This is a genomic window from Micromonospora sp. Llam0 (assembly GCF_003751085.1).
Lineage (GTDB): Bacteria > Actinomycetota > Actinomycetes > Mycobacteriales > Micromonosporaceae > Micromonospora_E.
Genome location: NZ_RJJY01000002.1, coordinates 869,553 through 886,183, shown reverse-complemented (window position 1 = coordinate 886,183; position 16,631 = coordinate 869,553). Strand labels below are relative to the sequence as shown.

The 16,631-nt window shown below is 69.0% G+C and carries 16 protein-coding genes; 9 read left to right on the top strand and 7 right to left on the bottom strand.

Features of this window, described 5'->3' with window-relative positions:
* Window positions 1–9: 9 nt before the first annotated feature.
* A complete protein-coding gene (locus EDC02_RS31380) occupies window positions 10–2,160 on the bottom strand; it encodes an ATP-dependent DNA helicase (protein ID WP_123605867.1) in 2,151 nt (716 codons plus the stop codon).
* Window positions 2,161–2,249: 89 nt separating this feature from the next.
* Between EDC02_RS31380 and EDC02_RS31375 the strand changes: the two genes are divergently transcribed.
* From EDC02_RS31375 to EDC02_RS31360, 4 genes are all read left to right on the top strand, one after another.
* Window positions 2,250–2,756, top strand: coding sequence for a DUF402 domain-containing protein (locus EDC02_RS31375; RefSeq protein WP_123605866.1), 507 nt, complete (start codon window positions 2,250–2,252; stop codon window positions 2,754–2,756).
* Window positions 2,757–2,849: 93 nt separating this feature from the next.
* Window positions 2,850–3,758, top strand: a complete 909-nt coding sequence (locus EDC02_RS31370) for a PPK2 family polyphosphate kinase (protein WP_123605865.1) — start codon at window positions 2,850–2,852, stop codon at window positions 3,756–3,758.
* Window positions 3,759–3,896: 138 nt separating this feature from the next.
* On the top strand, window positions 3,897–4,523 hold the full coding sequence (locus EDC02_RS31365) for a DUF47 domain-containing protein (RefSeq protein WP_123605864.1): 627 nt from the start codon (window positions 3,897–3,899) through the stop codon (window positions 4,521–4,523).
* A gap of 5 nt (window positions 4,524–4,528) precedes the next feature.
* Window positions 4,529–5,533, top strand: a complete 1,005-nt coding sequence (locus EDC02_RS31360; RefSeq protein ID WP_123605863.1) for an inorganic phosphate transporter — start codon at window positions 4,529–4,531, stop codon at window positions 5,531–5,533.
* Between the two features lie 17 nt (window positions 5,534–5,550).
* On the opposite strand, the gene EDC02_RS31355 is transcribed toward EDC02_RS31360, so the two are convergent.
* The 3 genes from EDC02_RS31355 to EDC02_RS31345 are packed head-to-tail and all read right to left on the bottom strand — an operon-like array spanning window position 5,551 to window position 7,381.
* Window positions 5,551–5,970 (bottom strand): arsenate reductase ArsC, encoded by a 420-nt coding sequence (locus EDC02_RS31355; protein ID WP_123605862.1) that lies wholly within the window; start codon window positions 5,968–5,970, stop codon window positions 5,551–5,553.
* 7 nt (window positions 5,971–5,977) lie between these two features.
* A complete protein-coding gene (gene arsB / locus EDC02_RS31350) occupies window positions 5,978–7,075 on the bottom strand; it encodes an ACR3 family arsenite efflux transporter (protein WP_305036226.1) in 1,098 nt (365 codons plus the stop codon).
* On the bottom strand, window positions 7,076–7,381 hold the full coding sequence (locus EDC02_RS31345; RefSeq protein WP_233606544.1) for a helix-turn-helix transcriptional regulator: 306 nt from the start codon (window positions 7,379–7,381) through the stop codon (window positions 7,076–7,078).
* A gap of 133 nt (window positions 7,382–7,514) precedes the next feature.
* Here EDC02_RS31345 and EDC02_RS42015 point away from each other — a divergent pair, with 133 nt between their 5' ends.
* On the top strand, window positions 7,515–8,858 hold the full coding sequence (locus tag EDC02_RS42015) for a three-helix bundle dimerization domain-containing protein (RefSeq protein WP_233606543.1): 1,344 nt from the start codon (window positions 7,515–7,517) through the stop codon (window positions 8,856–8,858).
* A gap of 25 nt (window positions 8,859–8,883) precedes the next feature.
* Here EDC02_RS42015 and EDC02_RS31330 read toward each other — a convergent pair whose 3' ends face one another.
* Window positions 8,884–9,855 carry a Gfo/Idh/MocA family protein gene (locus EDC02_RS31330; protein ID WP_123605860.1) on the bottom strand — a complete coding sequence of 324 codons (972 nt, stop codon included), beginning with the start codon at window positions 9,853–9,855 and terminating at the stop codon, window positions 8,884–8,886.
* A gap of 145 nt (window positions 9,856–10,000) precedes the next feature.
* Between EDC02_RS31330 and EDC02_RS31325 the strand changes: the two genes are divergently transcribed.
* On the top strand, window positions 10,001–10,822 hold the full coding sequence (locus EDC02_RS31325; protein WP_123607276.1) for an NUDIX domain-containing protein: 822 nt from the start codon (window positions 10,001–10,003) through the stop codon (window positions 10,820–10,822).
* 22 nt (window positions 10,823–10,844) lie between these two features.
* On the opposite strand, the gene EDC02_RS31320 is transcribed toward EDC02_RS31325, so the two are convergent.
* Window positions 10,845–11,573, bottom strand: a complete 729-nt coding sequence (locus EDC02_RS31320; protein ID WP_158632383.1) for a response regulator transcription factor — start codon at window positions 11,571–11,573, stop codon at window positions 10,845–10,847.
* Between the two features lie 485 nt (window positions 11,574–12,058).
* Window positions 12,059–13,336: an IS4 family transposase gene (locus EDC02_RS31315; RefSeq protein ID WP_233606542.1), complete on the bottom strand. Its 1,278-nt coding sequence runs from the start codon at window positions 13,334–13,336 to the stop codon at window positions 12,059–12,061.
* A 319-nt stretch (window positions 13,337–13,655) separates the two neighbouring features.
* On the opposite strand from EDC02_RS31315, the gene EDC02_RS31310 reads away from it, so the two are divergent.
* The 3 genes from EDC02_RS31310 to pstA are packed head-to-tail and all read left to right on the top strand — an operon-like array spanning window position 13,656 to window position 16,543.
* Complete coding sequence (locus tag EDC02_RS31310; RefSeq protein ID WP_199757985.1) at window positions 13,656–14,627, top strand: phosphate ABC transporter substrate-binding protein PstS family protein; 972 nt, start codon at window positions 13,656–13,658, stop codon at window positions 14,625–14,627.
* 24 nt (window positions 14,628–14,651) lie between these two features.
* A complete protein-coding gene (pstC, locus tag EDC02_RS31305; protein WP_199757984.1) occupies window positions 14,652–15,608 on the top strand; it encodes a phosphate ABC transporter permease subunit PstC in 957 nt (318 codons plus the stop codon).
* Entirely contained in the window at window positions 15,605–16,543 is a 939-nt protein-coding gene (pstA, locus tag EDC02_RS31300) for a phosphate ABC transporter permease PstA (protein WP_123605856.1), read from the top strand. Before pstC ends, pstA begins: the two co-directional genes overlap by 4 nt.
* The last annotated feature ends 88 nt before the right edge of the window (window positions 16,544–16,631 follow it).

The window sequence follows — 16,631 nt, the reverse complement described above, 5'->3', positions numbered from 1 at the left end:
GACGGCGGGTCAGCTGGCGGCGAGCCGGCGCAGCGCGCCCTGCACCACCTCCGGCCGGGTGGTGTACCAGAACGGCGGCAACGAACGGCGTAGGAACGCGCCGTAGCCACGGGCGGTCTCCAACCGGGAGTCAAGCACCGCCACGACACCCCGGTCACCGGTCGACCGGATCAGCCGACCGGCGCCCTGCGCCAGGCGTACCGCGGCGATCGGCACGCTGACCGCCGCGAACCCGGAGCCGCCGGCGGCGTCCACGGCAGCGGCGCGGGCGGCGGCCAGTGGCTCGTCCGGCCGGGGAAACGGCAGCCGGTCGATCACCACCAGCTGGCAGGCGTCGCCGGGCACGTCCACCCCCTGCCACAGCGACATCACGCCGAACAGGCAGCTCGCCTGGTCTTCCCGGAACCGGCGGACCAGCAGCGGCAACGCCTGTTCGCCCTGCACGTGCACGGTCAGCCCGGTCCGGGCCCGGACCAGCTCCGCGGCCTGCTGCGCGGCCCGCCGGGACGAAAACAATCCGAGCGTACGGCCACCGAGCGTGCCGATCAGCGACAGCAGCTCCTCGCCGGCCTGGGCGGGCAGCCCGGAGACGGTCGGCCGGGGCAGGTGCGCGGCGACGTACAGGATGCCCTGCTTGGGGTAGTCGAACGGGGAACCGACGTCGAGTGACCGCCAACTGAGATCGTCGTCCGTGACCGCCTCGGCCTGCTCGGTGGCCGGGGCGGCGGTCTCCAGACCCAGCGACCGGGCCACCGTGTCGAACCGGCCGCCCAGGGCCAGGGTGGCGGAGGTGGCCACCACGGTCCGCTCCTCGTAGAGGTGGCTGGCCAGGGTGCCGGCCACCGACAGCGGCGCCACCACCAGCGCCCGGCGGTTGGCGGCCGGGCCGTCCGGCTTCTCCACCCAGGCGACGTCGTGTTCGGCCTCGTCGAGCAGCCGCTGGGCGGTCGTGGAGAGCTCGTCCAGCACCGACTTGGCCTGCTGCTTGCGGACCGGGTCCGGGTCGTCGGCCTTGATGTCGCCGATCTTCTCCAGCGCGGCCCGGGTGGCCGACTCCAGCAGGGTGCACGCCTCGTGCAGCGCCGGCGGCAGGCCGCTGGTGAGCCGGCCGGCCGGCGACTCACCCAGCCCGACGGCGAGGGCGTCGCCGGCCTCGGTGAGCTGCTCGGCGGTCTCCGGCGGCAGCAGCGGACGGGCCCGCCGGGCGGCCCGGTCGATCACCTCCGGGGTGAGCTCGGCCTGGGCGGCCGACGAGACCCGGTCGGCCAGCTCGTGGGCCTCGTCGACGATCAGCAGCTTGTGCGGCGGCACGATGTGCCGGCCGGCGAGCATGTCGACGGCGAGCAGGCTGTGGTTGGTGACCACCACGTCGGCCTCGCGGGCCCGGAACCGCGACGCCTCGGCGAAGCATTCCTCGCCGTACGGGCAGCGGGCCGCCCCGACGCACTCCCGGGCCGGCATCGACACCTGCCGCCACACCTGGTCGTCGACGCCGGGGTCCAGCTCGTCGCGGTCGCCGGTGTCGGTCTCCATCGCCCAGTCACGCACCCGTTGCACCTGCTTGCCGAGCCGGCCGGCGGCACCCAGCCAGCGGGTGCCACCGCCACCGTTGCCGCTGCCAGCGCCGCCACCGGCACCGTTGTCGCCGGCGGCGTCGAACAGGTCCGTCGGCTCCTCCTCGGCCGAGTCCTCCAGCCGGGCCAGGCACAGGTAGTGGTGCCGGCCCTTGAGGACGGCGAAGGTGGGCCGGCGGCGCAGGATCGGCTCGACCGCGTCGGCGAGCCGGGGCAGGTCGTGCTCGACCAGCTGGGACTGCAGCGCCAGGGTGGCGGTGGAGACCACCACCGGGCCGTCGACGGTCAGCGCGGGCGCCAGGTAGGCCAGCGATTTGCCGGTGCCGGTGCCGGCCTGCACGAGCAGGTGGTGCCGGCTGCGGATGGCGTCGGCGATCGCCGTCGTCATCTCCTGCTGGCCGGGCCGGGCCGCGCCGCCGGGGACCGCGCCGACCGCGGCGGCGAGCAGCTGGGCGGCGCTCGGCCGGCCGTTGCCGGAGCGGCCGGCCGAGCGCGGCGGGGCCGCCGGAGCGGACGCGGTGCTGGTGGTCGTCGCAGGGGTCACCCGGTGACAGTACCGATCACCAGCGTCGTCCCGGGCGGTCATCCACAGCGTGCCGCCGGTGCCGTCGCGGGCACCCGGGCGTCACCTGCACGTTGCCTTCCGGTGGGCGGCCATCGGTTAAGGTGCGACACATGTCCAGCGATGTCGTACGGGTGGTCTATCGCAAGTACGACGGTTCGGCCCACCGCGACTACCCTGCCCGCCGGTTGACTGAGGACGAGGTCGGCGTGTGGCTCGGCGTGCCCCGGGGCACCGAGTCGATCTACCACGGTCGCCCGTCGGTGGAGCAGATCCCGTTCGTCTTGCTGGTGCCGCGTGAGCAGTGGTGGACCTGCATGTTCAACCCGCCGCCGCGCACCAGTGAGGTCTACTGCGACATCGCCAGCCCGGCCCGCTGGGAGGACGAGTCCACCGTACACCTCATTGATCTTGATCTTGATGTGGTGCGGCGCCGGGCGACCGGCCTCGTGGAGCTGCGCGACGAGGACGAGTTCGCCGAGCACCGGGCGCGGTACGGCTACCCGGAGGACGTGGTGGAGTCGGCCTGGGCCGCCGCCCGCTGGTTGCAGGACGCGCTCGGTGACGGCACCGAGCCGTTCGCCTCGGCCTACCGGAAGTGGCTGGCGCTGGTCTGCTGACCCGACCGGCTCGCCGGTTGGCCGGTCGGGTGGCCGGCCGGTCGGGTAGCGGTCGGCTGGTCGGCCGGGGGCCGGCTGGGTGATGATCGTCGGATGACTGCTGACCTGTACGAGCCACCTGTCCGGGAACTGCTTCGGGTCGGCGCCGGCCGGCCGGTCGACCTGTCCGCGATCGACCCGAGGTCGACGCCGGGGCTGCCGGCGCTGTCGGTGACCGGGCCGGACCGCAAGTCGTGGGCCCGCGCCGAGGTCCGCCGGATCGGCGACGAGTTGGCCGAGCAGCAGGAGATGCTGCACGCCCAGGCGGTTGCCGGCGACGCGGCCGGTCGGCGGATGCTGCTGGTGCTGCAGGCGATGGACTGCGGCGGCAAGGGCGGCGCGGTGAAGCGGGTGGCCGGCGCGATGAATCCGCTCGGCCTGCAGATCCGGGCGTTCGGGCCACCTACCGAGGAGGAGCTGGGGCACCACTTCCTGTGGCGGATCCGCCGGGCGTTGCCGGGCGCCGGCCAGGTCGGGGTGTTCGATCGGTCACACTACGAGGACGTCCTGGTGGTACGGGTCGAGTCGCTGGTGCCGGAGGAGACCTGGCGGGCCCGGTACGACGAGATCAACGAATTCGAGGCCGGGCTGGCCGACGAGGGGTTCGTGCTGATCAAGGTGTTCCTGCACATCTCCTACGGGGAGCAGCGGGAGCGGCTGCTGTCCCGGTTGACCGACCCGACCAAGCACTGGAAGTACCACCCGGGGGACGTGGACGCGCGTACCAAGTGGCCGGACTACCAGGCCGCGTACACGGAGGCGTTGAGCCGGTGTGCCACGGACGCCGCGCCCTGGTTCGTGGTGCCGGCCGACCGCAAGTGGTACCGGGACTGGGCGCTGGCGCACCTGCTCCGGGAGCATTTCGCGGATCTGGAGCTGAGCTACCCGCCGGCCCGGTTCGACCTGCGCAAGGAGCATGCCCGGCTGCTCGCCGGGGACGGGCTGAAAGTGAACGGCGGATGAACAGAGACTGACTCGTAGGTGTACGGGGGTGGGCCGCGAGCAGACGCGATTCACTGTTCCCTAGCATTCCCTGCAGTGCGCGCGGGCGTTTCCCGTGGCCAGCCCCTGTTCCCCACCGTCTCCGACGAGGTCTGCGCTGTGAAGTTCTCCTTCCGCCCGGTCGAGGGCGCCTTCTATGAACTGTTCACCAAGGCCGCGCGGAACCTCATGCGGGGCACCGAGCTGCTCAACGAACTCGCCCTGCCCGGGGTCGACGTCCAGTCGGTCAGCGAGCGGCTCACCGAGGTCGAGCACGACAGCGACCAGATCACCCACGACCTCTACAAGAAGATCAACTCGGCGTTCATCACCCCGTTCGACCGGGAGGACATCTACCGGCTCGGCAGCCAGCTCGACGACGTGATGGACCACCTGGAGGCGGTCGGCAACCTGCTCTACCTTTACGGGTTGACCCAGCTGCCGTCGCTGCCCCGGGAGATGCACGAGCTGATCGCGGTGCTCGACCAGCAGGCCCGGGTGACCGCCGACGCGATGCCCCGGCTGCGGGCGATGAAGGATCTGAAGGACTACTGGATCGAGTGCAACCGGCTGGAGAACGAGGGTGATCGGGCGTACCGGATGCTGCTGGTCCGGCTCTTCTCCGGCGAGTACGACGCACTCACCGTGCTGAAGATGAAGGAGGTCGCCGACGAGCTGGAGGCCGCCTGCGACGCCTTCGAGCACGTGGCCAACACAGTCGAGACCATCGCGGTCAAGGAGTCCTGAGCCGGGTGAGCGCCGAACTCATCGCCGTCCTCGCGGTGATCACCGTTGCCATGGTCTTCGACTACACCAACGGGTTCCACGACGCGGCCAACGCCATCGCCACCAGCATCTCCACCCGGGCACTCACCCCACGGGTCGCCCTGATCATGGCCGCCATCGGCAACTTCATCGGCGCCCACTTCGGCGCCGAGGTGGCCAAGACCGTCGGAAGCGGCCTGGTCGAACTGCCGGCCGGCGTCTCCAGCCTCGGCATCGTCTTCGCCGGTGTGGTCGGCGCGATCACCTGGAACCTGATCACCTGGTACTTCGGTCTGCCGTCGTCGTCGTCCCACGCGTTGATCGGTGGCCTGGTCGGCTCCACCATCGCCGCCTCCGGCACCGTGCTGTGGGGCGGCATCGCCAGCGACGTGGTGGCACCGATGGTGCTCTCCCCGCTGGTCGGCTTCGGCCTCGGCTTCCTGGTCATGCTCGCTGTGCAGTGGATCTTCCGCAACGGCCATCCGGGCAAGCTCAACCGGGGCTTCCGGATCGCGCAGGGAATCTCGGCAGCGGCGATGTCGGTCGGGCACGGCATGCAGGACGCCGCGAAGACCATCGGCATCGTGGTGCTGGCGCTGTTCGTCGGTGGCTTCCAGTCGGACGCCGAAACCATCCCGGAGTGGGTCTTCTGGACCTCGGCGACCGTGCTGGCGCTGGGCACCTACGCCGGTGGCTGGCGGATCATCCGTACCCTCGGTCGCAAGATCATCGACCTGCGGCCGCCGGAGGGGTTCGCCGCCGAGACCGTCGCCAGCTCGGTGCTCTACTTCAACGCCCTGGTGCTCGGCGCGCCGATCTCCACCACGCACACCATCACCTCGGCGATCATGGGCGTCGGGGTGACCAAGCGGCTGTCAGCCGTACGGTGGAACGTCGCCGGGAACATCGTCGGCGCCTGGATCCTGACCTTCCCGGCGGCCGGCAGCATCGGCGCGGTGATGTACTTCGTCGTCCGTCCGCTGTTCAGCTGACCCGGGCCCGGTGGCGCTCAGCCGCCGGGTCGGCCGGCCGGCACCAGGTCGGCGAGCAGCGCCTCGACCCGGCGGCGGATCTCGTCGCGGATCGGCCGGACCGCCTCGACGCCCTTGCCGGCCGGGTCGGTCAGCTGCCAGTCCTCGTACCGCTTGCCGGGAAAGACCGGGCAGGCGTCGCCGCAGCCCATCGTGACGATTACGTCCGAGGACTCGGCGGTGGACCACTCCAGCAGCTTCGGCGTCTGGTCGGTGATGTCGATGCCGACCTCGCGCATCGCCTCGACCGCCGCCGGGTTGACCGACTCGGCCGGCGCGGAGCCGGCCGAGCGGACCTCGACCGCGTCGCCGCCGAGGTGACGCAGCCAGCCGGCGGCCATCTGGGACCGGCCCGCGTTGTGGACGCAGACGAACAGCACACTGGGCTTACCTGCCATGGGTCGGCTATCCCTTTCCAACGGTGACGGGCGACGGGGCGGACGGCTCCGCCGGGAACATCCGCCGACGTAGCGCGAGGCTCAGGTATACCAGGGCGACCAGCACCGGCACCTCGATCAGCGGGCCGACCACGCCGGCGAGCGCCTGGCCGCTGGTCACGCCGAAGGTGCCGATGGCTACGGCGATCGCCAGCTCGAAGTTGTTGCCGGCTGCGGTGAACGCCAGGGTCGTGGTGCGTTCGTATCGCAGCCCGATCGCCCGGCCGAGCAGGAACGCGCCGGCCCACATCAGGGCGAAGTAGGCCAGTAGCGGTACGGCGATCAGGGCCACGTCCCACGGTTGCCCGGTGATCGCGTCACCCTGCAGCGCGAACAGGATCACGATGGTGAACAGCAGCCCGTAGAGCGCGACCGGCCCGATCCGTGGGATGAACCGGGTCTCGTACCAGTGCCGGCCCTTGGCCCGCTCGCCGAACCGGCGGGTGAGGTAGCCGGCCAGTAGCGGGATGCCGAGGAAGACCAGTACGTTTGCCGCGATCTCCCAGGCTGAGACGCGTAACGGTTCCCCGGCGAGGTTGAGCCACTCGGGTAGCACCGACAGGTAGAACCAGCCGAGCACACCGAACGCCAGGACCTGGAACATCGAGTTGAGCGCGACCAGGACGGCGGCGGCCTCCCGGTCTCCGCACGCCAGGTCGTTCCAGATGATCACCATGGCGATGCACCGGGCCAGACCGACGATGATCAGGCCGGTGCGGTACTCGGCGTGGTCGGCCAGGAAGATCCAGGCCAGGGCGAACATCAGGGCCGGGCCGACGATCCAGTTGAGCACCAGCGAGGAGACCAGCAGCCGGCGGTCGGCGGTGACCGTGCCGAGGCGGTCGTAGCGCACCTTGGCCAGCACCGGATACATCATGATCAGCAGGCCGAGCCCGATCGGCAACGAGATGCCGCCGATCTGCACCGCCTCCAGCGCGGAGTCCAGACCGGGCACGAGCCGGCCCAGGGCGAGCCCGGCGACCATCGCCAGCCCGATCCACAGCGGGAGGAACCGGTCGAGGCGCGACAGGCCGGCCATCGCGCCGCGGGTTTCGGTGGCGGTCATTCAGCACTCCCGGCGGGATTCGGCGTTGGCGGTGGCCTGGTCGGCGAGGTCGGCCAAGTGCGTCGCGGCGGCGCGCAGCGCCTCGGGCACCAGTCGGTAATAGGTGAACCGGCCGTACGCTTCGGCCGTCACCAGGCCGGCTTCGCGCAGCAACCGCAGGTGGTTGGAGACGTTCGGCTGCTTGGCGCCGGTGTCGTCGACCAGGTGGCAGGTGCACGCCGGCCCCTGGGCCAGCAGCCCGACGAGTTGCGCGCGCAGCGGGTCGGCCAGCAGGCGCAACACATCAGGCGCATCTGATATCAGCACAAGATGATTCAATCACGACCGAGTGACAGCGTCCGCAACTCTTGACATAGATCACATGCCGGCCGGTCCGGCCACCAGTTCGCCGGGTACAGACGGGTTGCTTCGGTACGATAGCTCAGTCATCATTGAGTCGATGTTAGCTGAAAATTTTACCCTTGAGGATCGAGCCCGGGTGCACGCCGCGCTCGGCGATCCGTCCCGGCTGGCGATCGTCGACATCCTGCTGGTCGCCGACGCCGCTCCTGGCGAAATCGCCAGGAGGCTTGACCTGCCGACCAACCTGGTCGCCCACCACCTCAAGGTGCTGCAGGACTGCGGGCTGCTGCGCCGGATCCGGTCCGAGGGCGACCGCCGACGCACGTACGTCCGGCTCGTCCCCGACGCGCTCCTCGGGCTGCATCCGCAACCGGCCAGAACCGCCGCCCGGGTGATGTTCGTCTGCACCGCCAACTCCGCGCGGTCGCACCTTGCCGCCGCTCTCTGGCGGCGGCGCAGCCCGGTGCCGGCCGCCTCGGCCGGCACCGACCCGGCCAACCGCATCCACCCACGGGCCATCCGGGTCGCCCACCGGCACGGCCTCACCGTGCCGGAAATCCCACCGGTACGCCTCGACGACGTGCTCCGCCCCAACGACCTGATCGTCGCCGTCTGCGACAACGCCCACGAGACCCTCGCCGACCACTCCAACCCGCGACTGCACTGGGCCGTACCCGACCCGACCCGAGTCGACGACGACGCCGCGTTCGAAGCGGCCCTCGCGGACCTCGCCGACCGGGTCGACCGGCTGGCACCCGCCATCACCTACGGAGAAGTTATGACCGACGTCACCGCGCACCGACGCCCCGACCTGTCGATGGACCAGACCACCGCCCTGCACACCGCCGCCGTCCGGCTGCGCAACGAGTTCGACGGTGTCTACGGAGCCGAGACCATCGAACGGTTCCTGCACACCAGCTACGACCAGTTCGCCGCGCACAGCACCGTCGTCCACTTCCTGCCGCTGCTCGCCGAGCGGTTCGCCCGGCAGCGGCTCACCGCGTTGGCCCGGGTCGAAGGGCTGCGCAGCGACGACCGGCCGATCGTGCTGTTCCTCTGCGTCCACAACGCCGGCCGCTCACAGATGGCCCTCGGCTTCTTCACCCACCTCGCCGGGGACCGTGCGGTCGCCTGGTCCGGTGGATCCGATCCGGGCATCGAGGTCAATCCGGCGGTGGTCGCCGCGATGGCCGAGCGCGGCATCGACATCACCGGCGAGTACCCGAAGCCGTGGACCGAGGAGGTGGTGGCCGCCGCCGACGTCGTCGTCACCATGGGCTGCGGTGACGCCTGCCCGGTACTGCCCGGCAAACGCTACGAGGACTGGAGCTTCGACGACCCGGCCGGCCTGGGTGTCGCCGACATCCGCCCGATCCGCGACGCCGTGGAGCGCCGCGTCCGTGACCTGCTTGACCAACTCGGGGTAGCCACCCGCTCGTGACCCCGGCTGTCGTGTCCGAACCCGCTCAGGGGTAGCTGACGCCGATCTGGCCCCGGATCGTGTCCAGCAACTCCATCACCTCGAGGCTCACCGCGGGCGGCACCAACGGGCTCTCCCGCAGCCCGGCGGTCAGACACCGCTGCACCTCGGCCGCCTCGTACTGGTAGCCGTTGCCGGCCGGCTCCACCACCCGGATGGTTTCCGGATCGGAGCCGGCCCGGCGCAGGGTGAACTCACTCGGGCAGAAGAACGGGTCCGGCAGCGCGATCCGCCCCGTGCTGCCGGTGATCGTCGCCGCGACCGCGGTCGCACCGACCAGCCCACAGGTCAGCGCCGCCACCGCGCCGCTGCCGTAGCCCAGTAGGACGCCGGTGTTCTGGTCCACGCCCTCCGGGGTGAGCTGTGCCCAGGAGTGCACCGAGTCCGGCCGGCCGAGGACCAGATGCGCCAGGCTCACCGGATACACCCCGAGGTCCAGCAGCGCACCACCGCCCTGCGCGGGGTCCCGCAGCCGGCTCTCCGGGGCGAACGGGCCGGCCAGCCCGAAGTCCGCGTGAATGGCGGTCACCTCGCCGATCGCCCCGTCGGCGATCAGCTCGCACACCCGCCGGATGGTCGGGTTGCAGCGCATCCACATCGCTTCCATCAGGAACACGTCGCGGTCGCGGGCGGTCTCCACCAGCTCGGTGCTGGTCGCCAGGTCGAGGGTGAACGGCTTCTCGCAGAGCACCGCCCGACCGGCCGTGAGGCAGGTCATCGTGGCGGCGTGGTGCGCGGAGTGCGGGGTCGCCACGTAGACGACGTCGACGTCGGTGTCCGCCGCCAGCTCCGCCCACGACCCGTACGCCCTCGGGATGTCGAACCGGTCGGCGAATGCCCGGGCGGCGGGCGTGGAGCGGGAGCCGACGGCCAGCACCTCGGCGTCGGGCAGCAGCCGCAGGTCCTCGACGAAGCGGGCGGCGATGCCGCCGGTGGCCAGAATTCCCCAACGTGTCATGCCCAGCACGCTAACCGACCGTGCCGACGCGCCGGCACGACGGGGCGAACTGGTGGGCGGCCCGTCGTCCGCCTACCCTCACGGCGTGACCATCGACGACAAATCGAGCGTCGCCGTACCGCTGGCGTTCCCGGTTCCCGAGCCGATGATCGAGCAGGCCAGTCGGTTCTATGCGGCAGGTCGCTCCCCGGTGCAGCCACGGGTGGCGGCGACGGTGCTGCTGCTGCGCCCGTCGACCCCGCCCGGCGCGAGTGGGTTCGAGGCGTACCTGATCCGGCGGGTCGCGGCGGTGGCCTTCGGCGGCGTGTACGCCTTTCCCGGCGGCGGGGTCGACCCGTCCGACGCCGGCACGGACCTGCGTTGGGCCGGACCGGAGCCGGCCGAGTGGTCCGCCCGGCTCGGGTGCCCGCCGGCCGAGGCGCAGGCGGTCGTCTGCGCCGCCGCCCGCGAGGTCTTCGAGGAAGCCGGGGTGCTGCTCGCCGGTCCGGACGGGGACACGGTCGTCGGCGATGTGGCCGGTGACGACTGGGAGGCCGAGCGGCAGGCGCTGCTGGCCCGCTCGTTCAGCTTCGGAGACCTGTTACGGCGTCGCGGACTGACCTTGCGTGCCGATCTGCTCGCGGCGTGGAGCAGGTGGATCACGCCCGAGTTCGAGCCGCGCCGGTTCGACACCTACTTCTTCGTGGCGCGGCTGCCGGCCGGCCAGGTCCCCCGGGACGTCTCCGGTGAGGCGGACCACACGGTCTGGGTGCCGCCGTCCACCGCCCTTGGCCGCGCCGACGCGGGGCAGTGGAGCCTGCTGCCACCGACCCGGGTCACCCTGGCAGAGGTCGGCGGCTGCGCCGACCTGGACGGCGTCTTCGCGGCCGCGGCCGGCCGCGATCCGGCCGTGCCGGTCAGACCCGAGCTGCGGGTTGACCCCGACGGTACGGTGAGCTTTGTCGTGCCTTTCGGTTCCCGCCACTAGTCTGATGAACCTGGCTGCGGTTTCAGTACTTCTTGTCGCCAAATGAGGGGGACGTCGGCGGATCGAGGCGGTAGCCTATGCCGCGCACTGCGACGATGATAAACGGTTCCTTTGGATTGTCGCCGAGACGGGTGCGCAGCCTCCGGATATGGACGTTGACGGTATTGGATCCTTCGCCTTCGCCTGCCCAGACCAGCTGGTTGATCTGATGGCGCGTCACCACTCGTCCCGCGTGCAGCATCAGCAGGTGAAGGAGCTGGAACTCGCGAAGAGGCAGGCTGATCCGACTGCCGTGCAGGTAGACCGCGTGGGCTGCCGAATCGAGGGTGAGAGCACCTGCGTGCAGGGGCGGCCGGTCGTCGGTCACCGTGTCTGGGGATATGGCACGTAGCAGCGGCAGGATGTCCTTGAGCCGGTAGGGGCGGGGTATGCAGGCCCGTGCACCTACAGACAATGCGGCGGAAGCGTGATGGCCGTCGTCCTGACCGACGCCGACCAAGGTGGGGATGGCGCCGCATCGTTGCAGGGCGCGCGCTATCGATGCTCCGTCCAATGGTGCGACCGTGGCGGCGGTGAGCACCGCGTCCGGGGTCAATGCGCCGGCTCGGACGAGGGCTTCCGCGGCATCATCTGAGCAGATCACGTCGATCCGGCAATGCCGTAGCTGCTCGGCAAGTGCCTCCATCGCCGCGCGGTCTGGATCGATGATGAGCAGGAGGAATCTGGTGCGGACCGTTGTGCGGGAGACCACGGGCCTTCTCCTCACCGAACCGGCCCGTGCTGTGGTCCTCGGTTTACGTGTCATCTGGGGCGGTGAACAGGCGTCCAGTGTTGTCGGACACGACCAGGCGGTTGTGGTGCTCGCCTGCGTCGTCGGTCTTTCCGGCGCAGGACGCGGTGTACCGCCAGACGCGGGGCAAGCCCGGAGGTGATGCCGATAGAGACCGGTCGGTCGTGCTATCGCTCATCGTCCGTCCCTGTCGTGTAGTGGCGACTACCGCCGACCATCACAGACCCTTGACGTGAGCGCTTGAGAACTCAAGGGTGAACGCAGGTTGAACGTAAGTAGTCCCAAGTCTCGTGGGTCATCGTGACTGTGGGGTCGGCGTGGCCGGTGGCGGCAGCGCCGTGGTGGTGGGCGGCGGGTCAGCTGGTCGAGGGTGGTTGGGCCCAGCGGTACAACCTGGTCAACTGCAGGCGACTGACTGCTCCCCGGCTAGCCTCAACGCCGCTCGGTTAAGGTCCGGCGGATGCTTCGCAATGGTTTGTGATGATATCGACTGCTATAGTCGCTTTGTAGCTGCGCCGGTCTATGCTGGGTCCGCGAGCCTGGTACTTGGAGTTCGAGCGTTTGATCATCCGGGTCTTCACCCGGATCCGGCGGTCGGGTAGCAGGTGGGCCAGGACCGCGCGGCCGATGGCGCCGACCAGGTCGATGACGGTGTCGGCGAGGACGCCGGCGGCGTTGGTGATCTGGTCGCGGGCGGCGTTCAGGGCGGTGGTGAAGCTGGCCCGGTCGGGGCTGGTGGCGGGCTGGCTGTCGGTGGCGTCGGTCATGGCGGTGCGCAGTACCTGATAGACGGTGAGTAGGGCGTAGATCTCCTGGTCGATGCCGTCGGGGGTACGGGCGCGCAGGACCCGACCGCCGAGGATGCTGGATTTGATCTCCAGGTAGGCGGTTTCGATCTCCCACCTGCGGTGATACAGCCGGATCAGGTCGCCGGCGGGGTAGCGGTGCGCGTCGAGCAGGGTGGTGACCAGCCGGTAGCCGCTGGTGTGGGTGCCGTCGCTGGTGGTGACGCTGATCTGGGCGTCGATGACCCGCACGCGTACAGTGCCGATGGTCGATAGCCAGGACCCGTCGCGGTAACGGGTGATCACGGGCAGGCGGCGGCCGTTCTTGCAGCGGATCAGCAGGTCGGCCCTGGTCGCGACGAGGGTGGCGATGAGGTCGGCGGCGGCGTGGTTACGGTCGGCCGGCAACAGCATCCCGGCCCGTAGGCTACGGGCCAGGGTGCGGGCCTGGTCGAGTTCGCCGGTGCTGATCGGGTCGAACGCGGCGTCGATGATCGAGCGGGTACCGCAGGTCAGCAGGACACTGAGCCGTAGTGCCGGGTAGCCGGCGCCGCCGTGGTTACCCCGTTGTTTGCGGTAGCGGGTCCGGACCTTCCCGGCGTCGGCGACGGACATCGTGGTCCCGTCGATCGCGGTCAGCAGCAGACCCCGCCATCGCACGGCGTGTTTCGCCGTGGTCACGGCCGGGCCACGCAGCGGGTCGAACAACGCCTGTAGCGGCGCGGACCCGAGTCGCCGCCTGGCTTCCCGTAGCGTGCCCGAGGACGGGGCGGCCAGGTCCAGCCCGGTCAGACCGGCGGTCAGTTTCCGCCACACCTGCGGGTAGCCGAGTTCGGCGAACAGGCAACCCGCCAGGACCAGGTACACCGTCACCCGGGCCGGGAGCAGCCGGATCCTTTGCTGGGTACGACGGGTCGCGGCGAGGATCTCGTCGACCATCCGGAACTCCGCTTCCGTTTGCCCGAGCGACACGCCCTTGACAGCCGCCACAACGCCCTAACCGAGCGGCGTTGCCGCTAGCCTGGCTGAGCGAAGGGTGGCCGTTCGTGCCCATCTGCCCAAATGTGAACACTTGGTAACGGCGCACGGCCGGCCGTACCGTTATTGACTCGTGACCTGCGCTGAGGTCTACGTCATCGTTCAACATCCGTTCACCTTCGGTTCGGCGTGGACTCATGTCGAGCGCCTTTCATGAGTTGCGTCGTCGCCGATTGGCGGCGACGCCGTGACCCCTGAAGCAATCTAGGAGTAGGCAGACGTGACCAGGAGAATGCGAAGCATCGGCCTGACCTCGGCCGCGCTCGCGCTGGCCTTGGCCGCCGCGGCGTGCGGCAGCGGTGATAGCGACACCACCGGCAGCGACTCTTCCGGGCTGTCGGGCACCATCGTGTTCGACGGCTCCAGCACCGTCGCGCCGCTGAGCGAGACGGCCGCGGAGGCCTTCGAGGACGCCAACCCGGGCGTGTCGGTGCCGGTGGGCACCTCGGGCACCAGCGGCGGGTTCGAGAAGTTCTGCAACGGTGAGCTCGACATGACCGGTGCCTCCCGTGCGATCAAGGAGTCGGAGGTCGAAGCCTGCGCGGCGAACGACGTCGCCTACGCGGAGGTTCAGGTCGCCAACGACGCGCTCGGTGCGGTGGTCCACCCGGACAACCCGCTGCAGTGCATCACCGTCGACTCGCTCAAGCAGATCTGGGACCTCGACTCGCCGGTCGACAGCTGGGGCGACGTGACCGGTCTGGAGACCGAACTTCCAGATGAGCCGATCACCCTGTACGGGGCGGGCGAGGACTCTGGCACCTTCGACTACTGGACCGAAGCGATCAACGGCGAAGAGGGCCGGATCACCACGGGGTACAACGACATCGGTGAGGACGACAACGCTGCGGTCAACGGCGTCTCCGGCGACCCGTGGGCAATGGCCTTCGTTCCGTTCTCGTACGTGCAGGAGGCGGGCGGCAAGGTCCGGGCCCTGGAAGTCCAGGACCCTGCCACGGGCGAGTGCGTGGCCGCCACGTTGGACAACGTGATCGAGGGCGCCTACAACCCGCTGGGACGGCCGTTGTTCTGGTACGCCACCGCGGATGCCGTGCAGCGTCCCGAGGTGGTCGCGTTCTTCGAGTTCTACCTGGAGAACCAGGAGGACATCACCACCGAGGCCATCTTCATCCCGCTCAACGATGCGCAGGTCGAGGAGTCGAAGAAGCGTGTCGCGGACCTAGGCAAGTAACGACGTAGAGAGACTTCGTCTGTCATGACTGACCGTCAGATGACAGCCTTCGATGCGGCGGGCACCCGTGCCCGCCGCCTTGAGGCGTCCAGCAAACGTTACGGCGAGAAGGCCATCAAGGCCCTCCTCGCCGTCGCGGCGGCCATCTCAGTGATCACCACGACTGGGATCGTCGTCGCCCTGGTGGGGCCGACCATCGGGTTCTTCCGTGACGTCCCGATCATAGACTTCCTGACCGGCACCGAATGGGCACCGCGGTCCGACCGTTTCGGGGTCGTCCCCTTGGTGGTCGGAACTCTAAACGTCGTCCTCTGGGCCATGGTCTTCGCCATCCCGATCGGCCTCGGAACAGCGATCTACCTCAGCGAATACGCCCGCCCCGGATTCCGAAAAGTGGTCAAGCCGGTGCTCGAGGTGCTGGCCGGTGTGCCCACTGTCGCCATCGGATTCTTCGGCGTCTACTTTCTCACCCCGCTACTCCAAGACATCTGGCCGGGAAGTTTCCTCGGCGGCCCACCCGGATTCTTCATGGCCGGCGCTGCCTCGTTGTGCATCGGTCTCATGATCGTTCCGATCGTCACGTCGATCTCCGAGGACGCGATGCGAGCGGTGCCGGCCGGTCTCCGTGAGGGTGCCTACGCTCTAGGTTCGGCGAAGGTGCATGTGGCGACCAGAGTCGTCTTCCCCGCAGCGATCTCGGGAGTCATCGCGTCGGTCATCTTGGGAATCTCACGGGCATTGGGTGAGACGATGATCGTTCTCATGGTCGCCGGCAACAACCCCAACATGAGCCTCAACCCGGTAGAGAGCATCCAGGCGATGACCGCCTACATCGGGGTCACGGCAAGCGGCGACGTCGCTACCGGGACCACCCAGTACGACACGCTCTTTGCGGTGGGAACGCTCCTGTTCGTCATGACGCTGATAATGAACTTGATCAGCATCCGTCTGGTGCGCAAGTTCCGTGAGGTGTACGAATGAGCTACGACTTGCAGCGCACCAGTGGCCGGACGCGATTCGCCGCAAAAGGTGCGCGGAATGCCACACTGGCGGGCCTGTCCCGGCAGTCCGGTGGCCACAACCTGCGCAATCGCATCTTTCAAGGCGTGCTCCTCGTCACCGTAAGCATTGCCCTGATCGGTCTGGCTGCCATCCTGATCGACGCATTCAACAAAGGCCTGCCGCGGCTCGGATTTGATATCGTCACCAAATCCACCTCGGCGAACCCGGAACGTGCCGGATTCAAGCAGGCCATTATCGGTACTCTCTATCTCATGGGATTGCTGGCGGTCATGGTGGTGCCTCTCGGGGTGGCGTCGGCGATCTACCTGGAGGAGTACGCGAACAGCCGTCGCTGGTACAACAAGATCATCGATATCAATATTCAGAATCTCGCGGCCATCCCGGCGATCATCTACGGTATCCTAGTCCTTGCCTTTGTGGTACGCGGGCCGATCGGTATCGGTTTTATCCTTTTTGCCGGTGCTGTCGCGCTGACCCTTCTCGTCCTGCCAACCGTGATCATTGCTTCCCGGGAAGCGATCCGGGCTGTTCCCCCATCGATTCGCGACGGCTCACTCGCCCTTGGTGCGACTCCATGGCAGACGACATGGCGTCAGGTGTTGCCAACAGCATCCCCTGGCATCCTCACCGGGGTCATCCTTGCGATCTCACGCGCCATCGGCGAAGCGGCACCCTTGCTGCTGTTGGGTGCGGCGACATTCATCCGCTTCAACCCCTCGATCTTTGAAGGTCAGTACACTGCCCTTCCGGTGCTGATCTACAACTACGCGCGTCGGGCACAAGAAGGAATGATTCCGCTTGCTGCGGCCGGCGTCATCGTCATGCTCATCATGCTGCTGCTGATGAATTCTGTCGCCATCTGGCTGCGCAACCGATACCAAAAGAAGTGGTAAGGGCCGGTCGTGTCTGCTGATGATGGGTTGTCAGCACTGTGGTGGGAGAGATTCTTCAGACCTCATTAGTCGTCGTTTCTACCAGGCC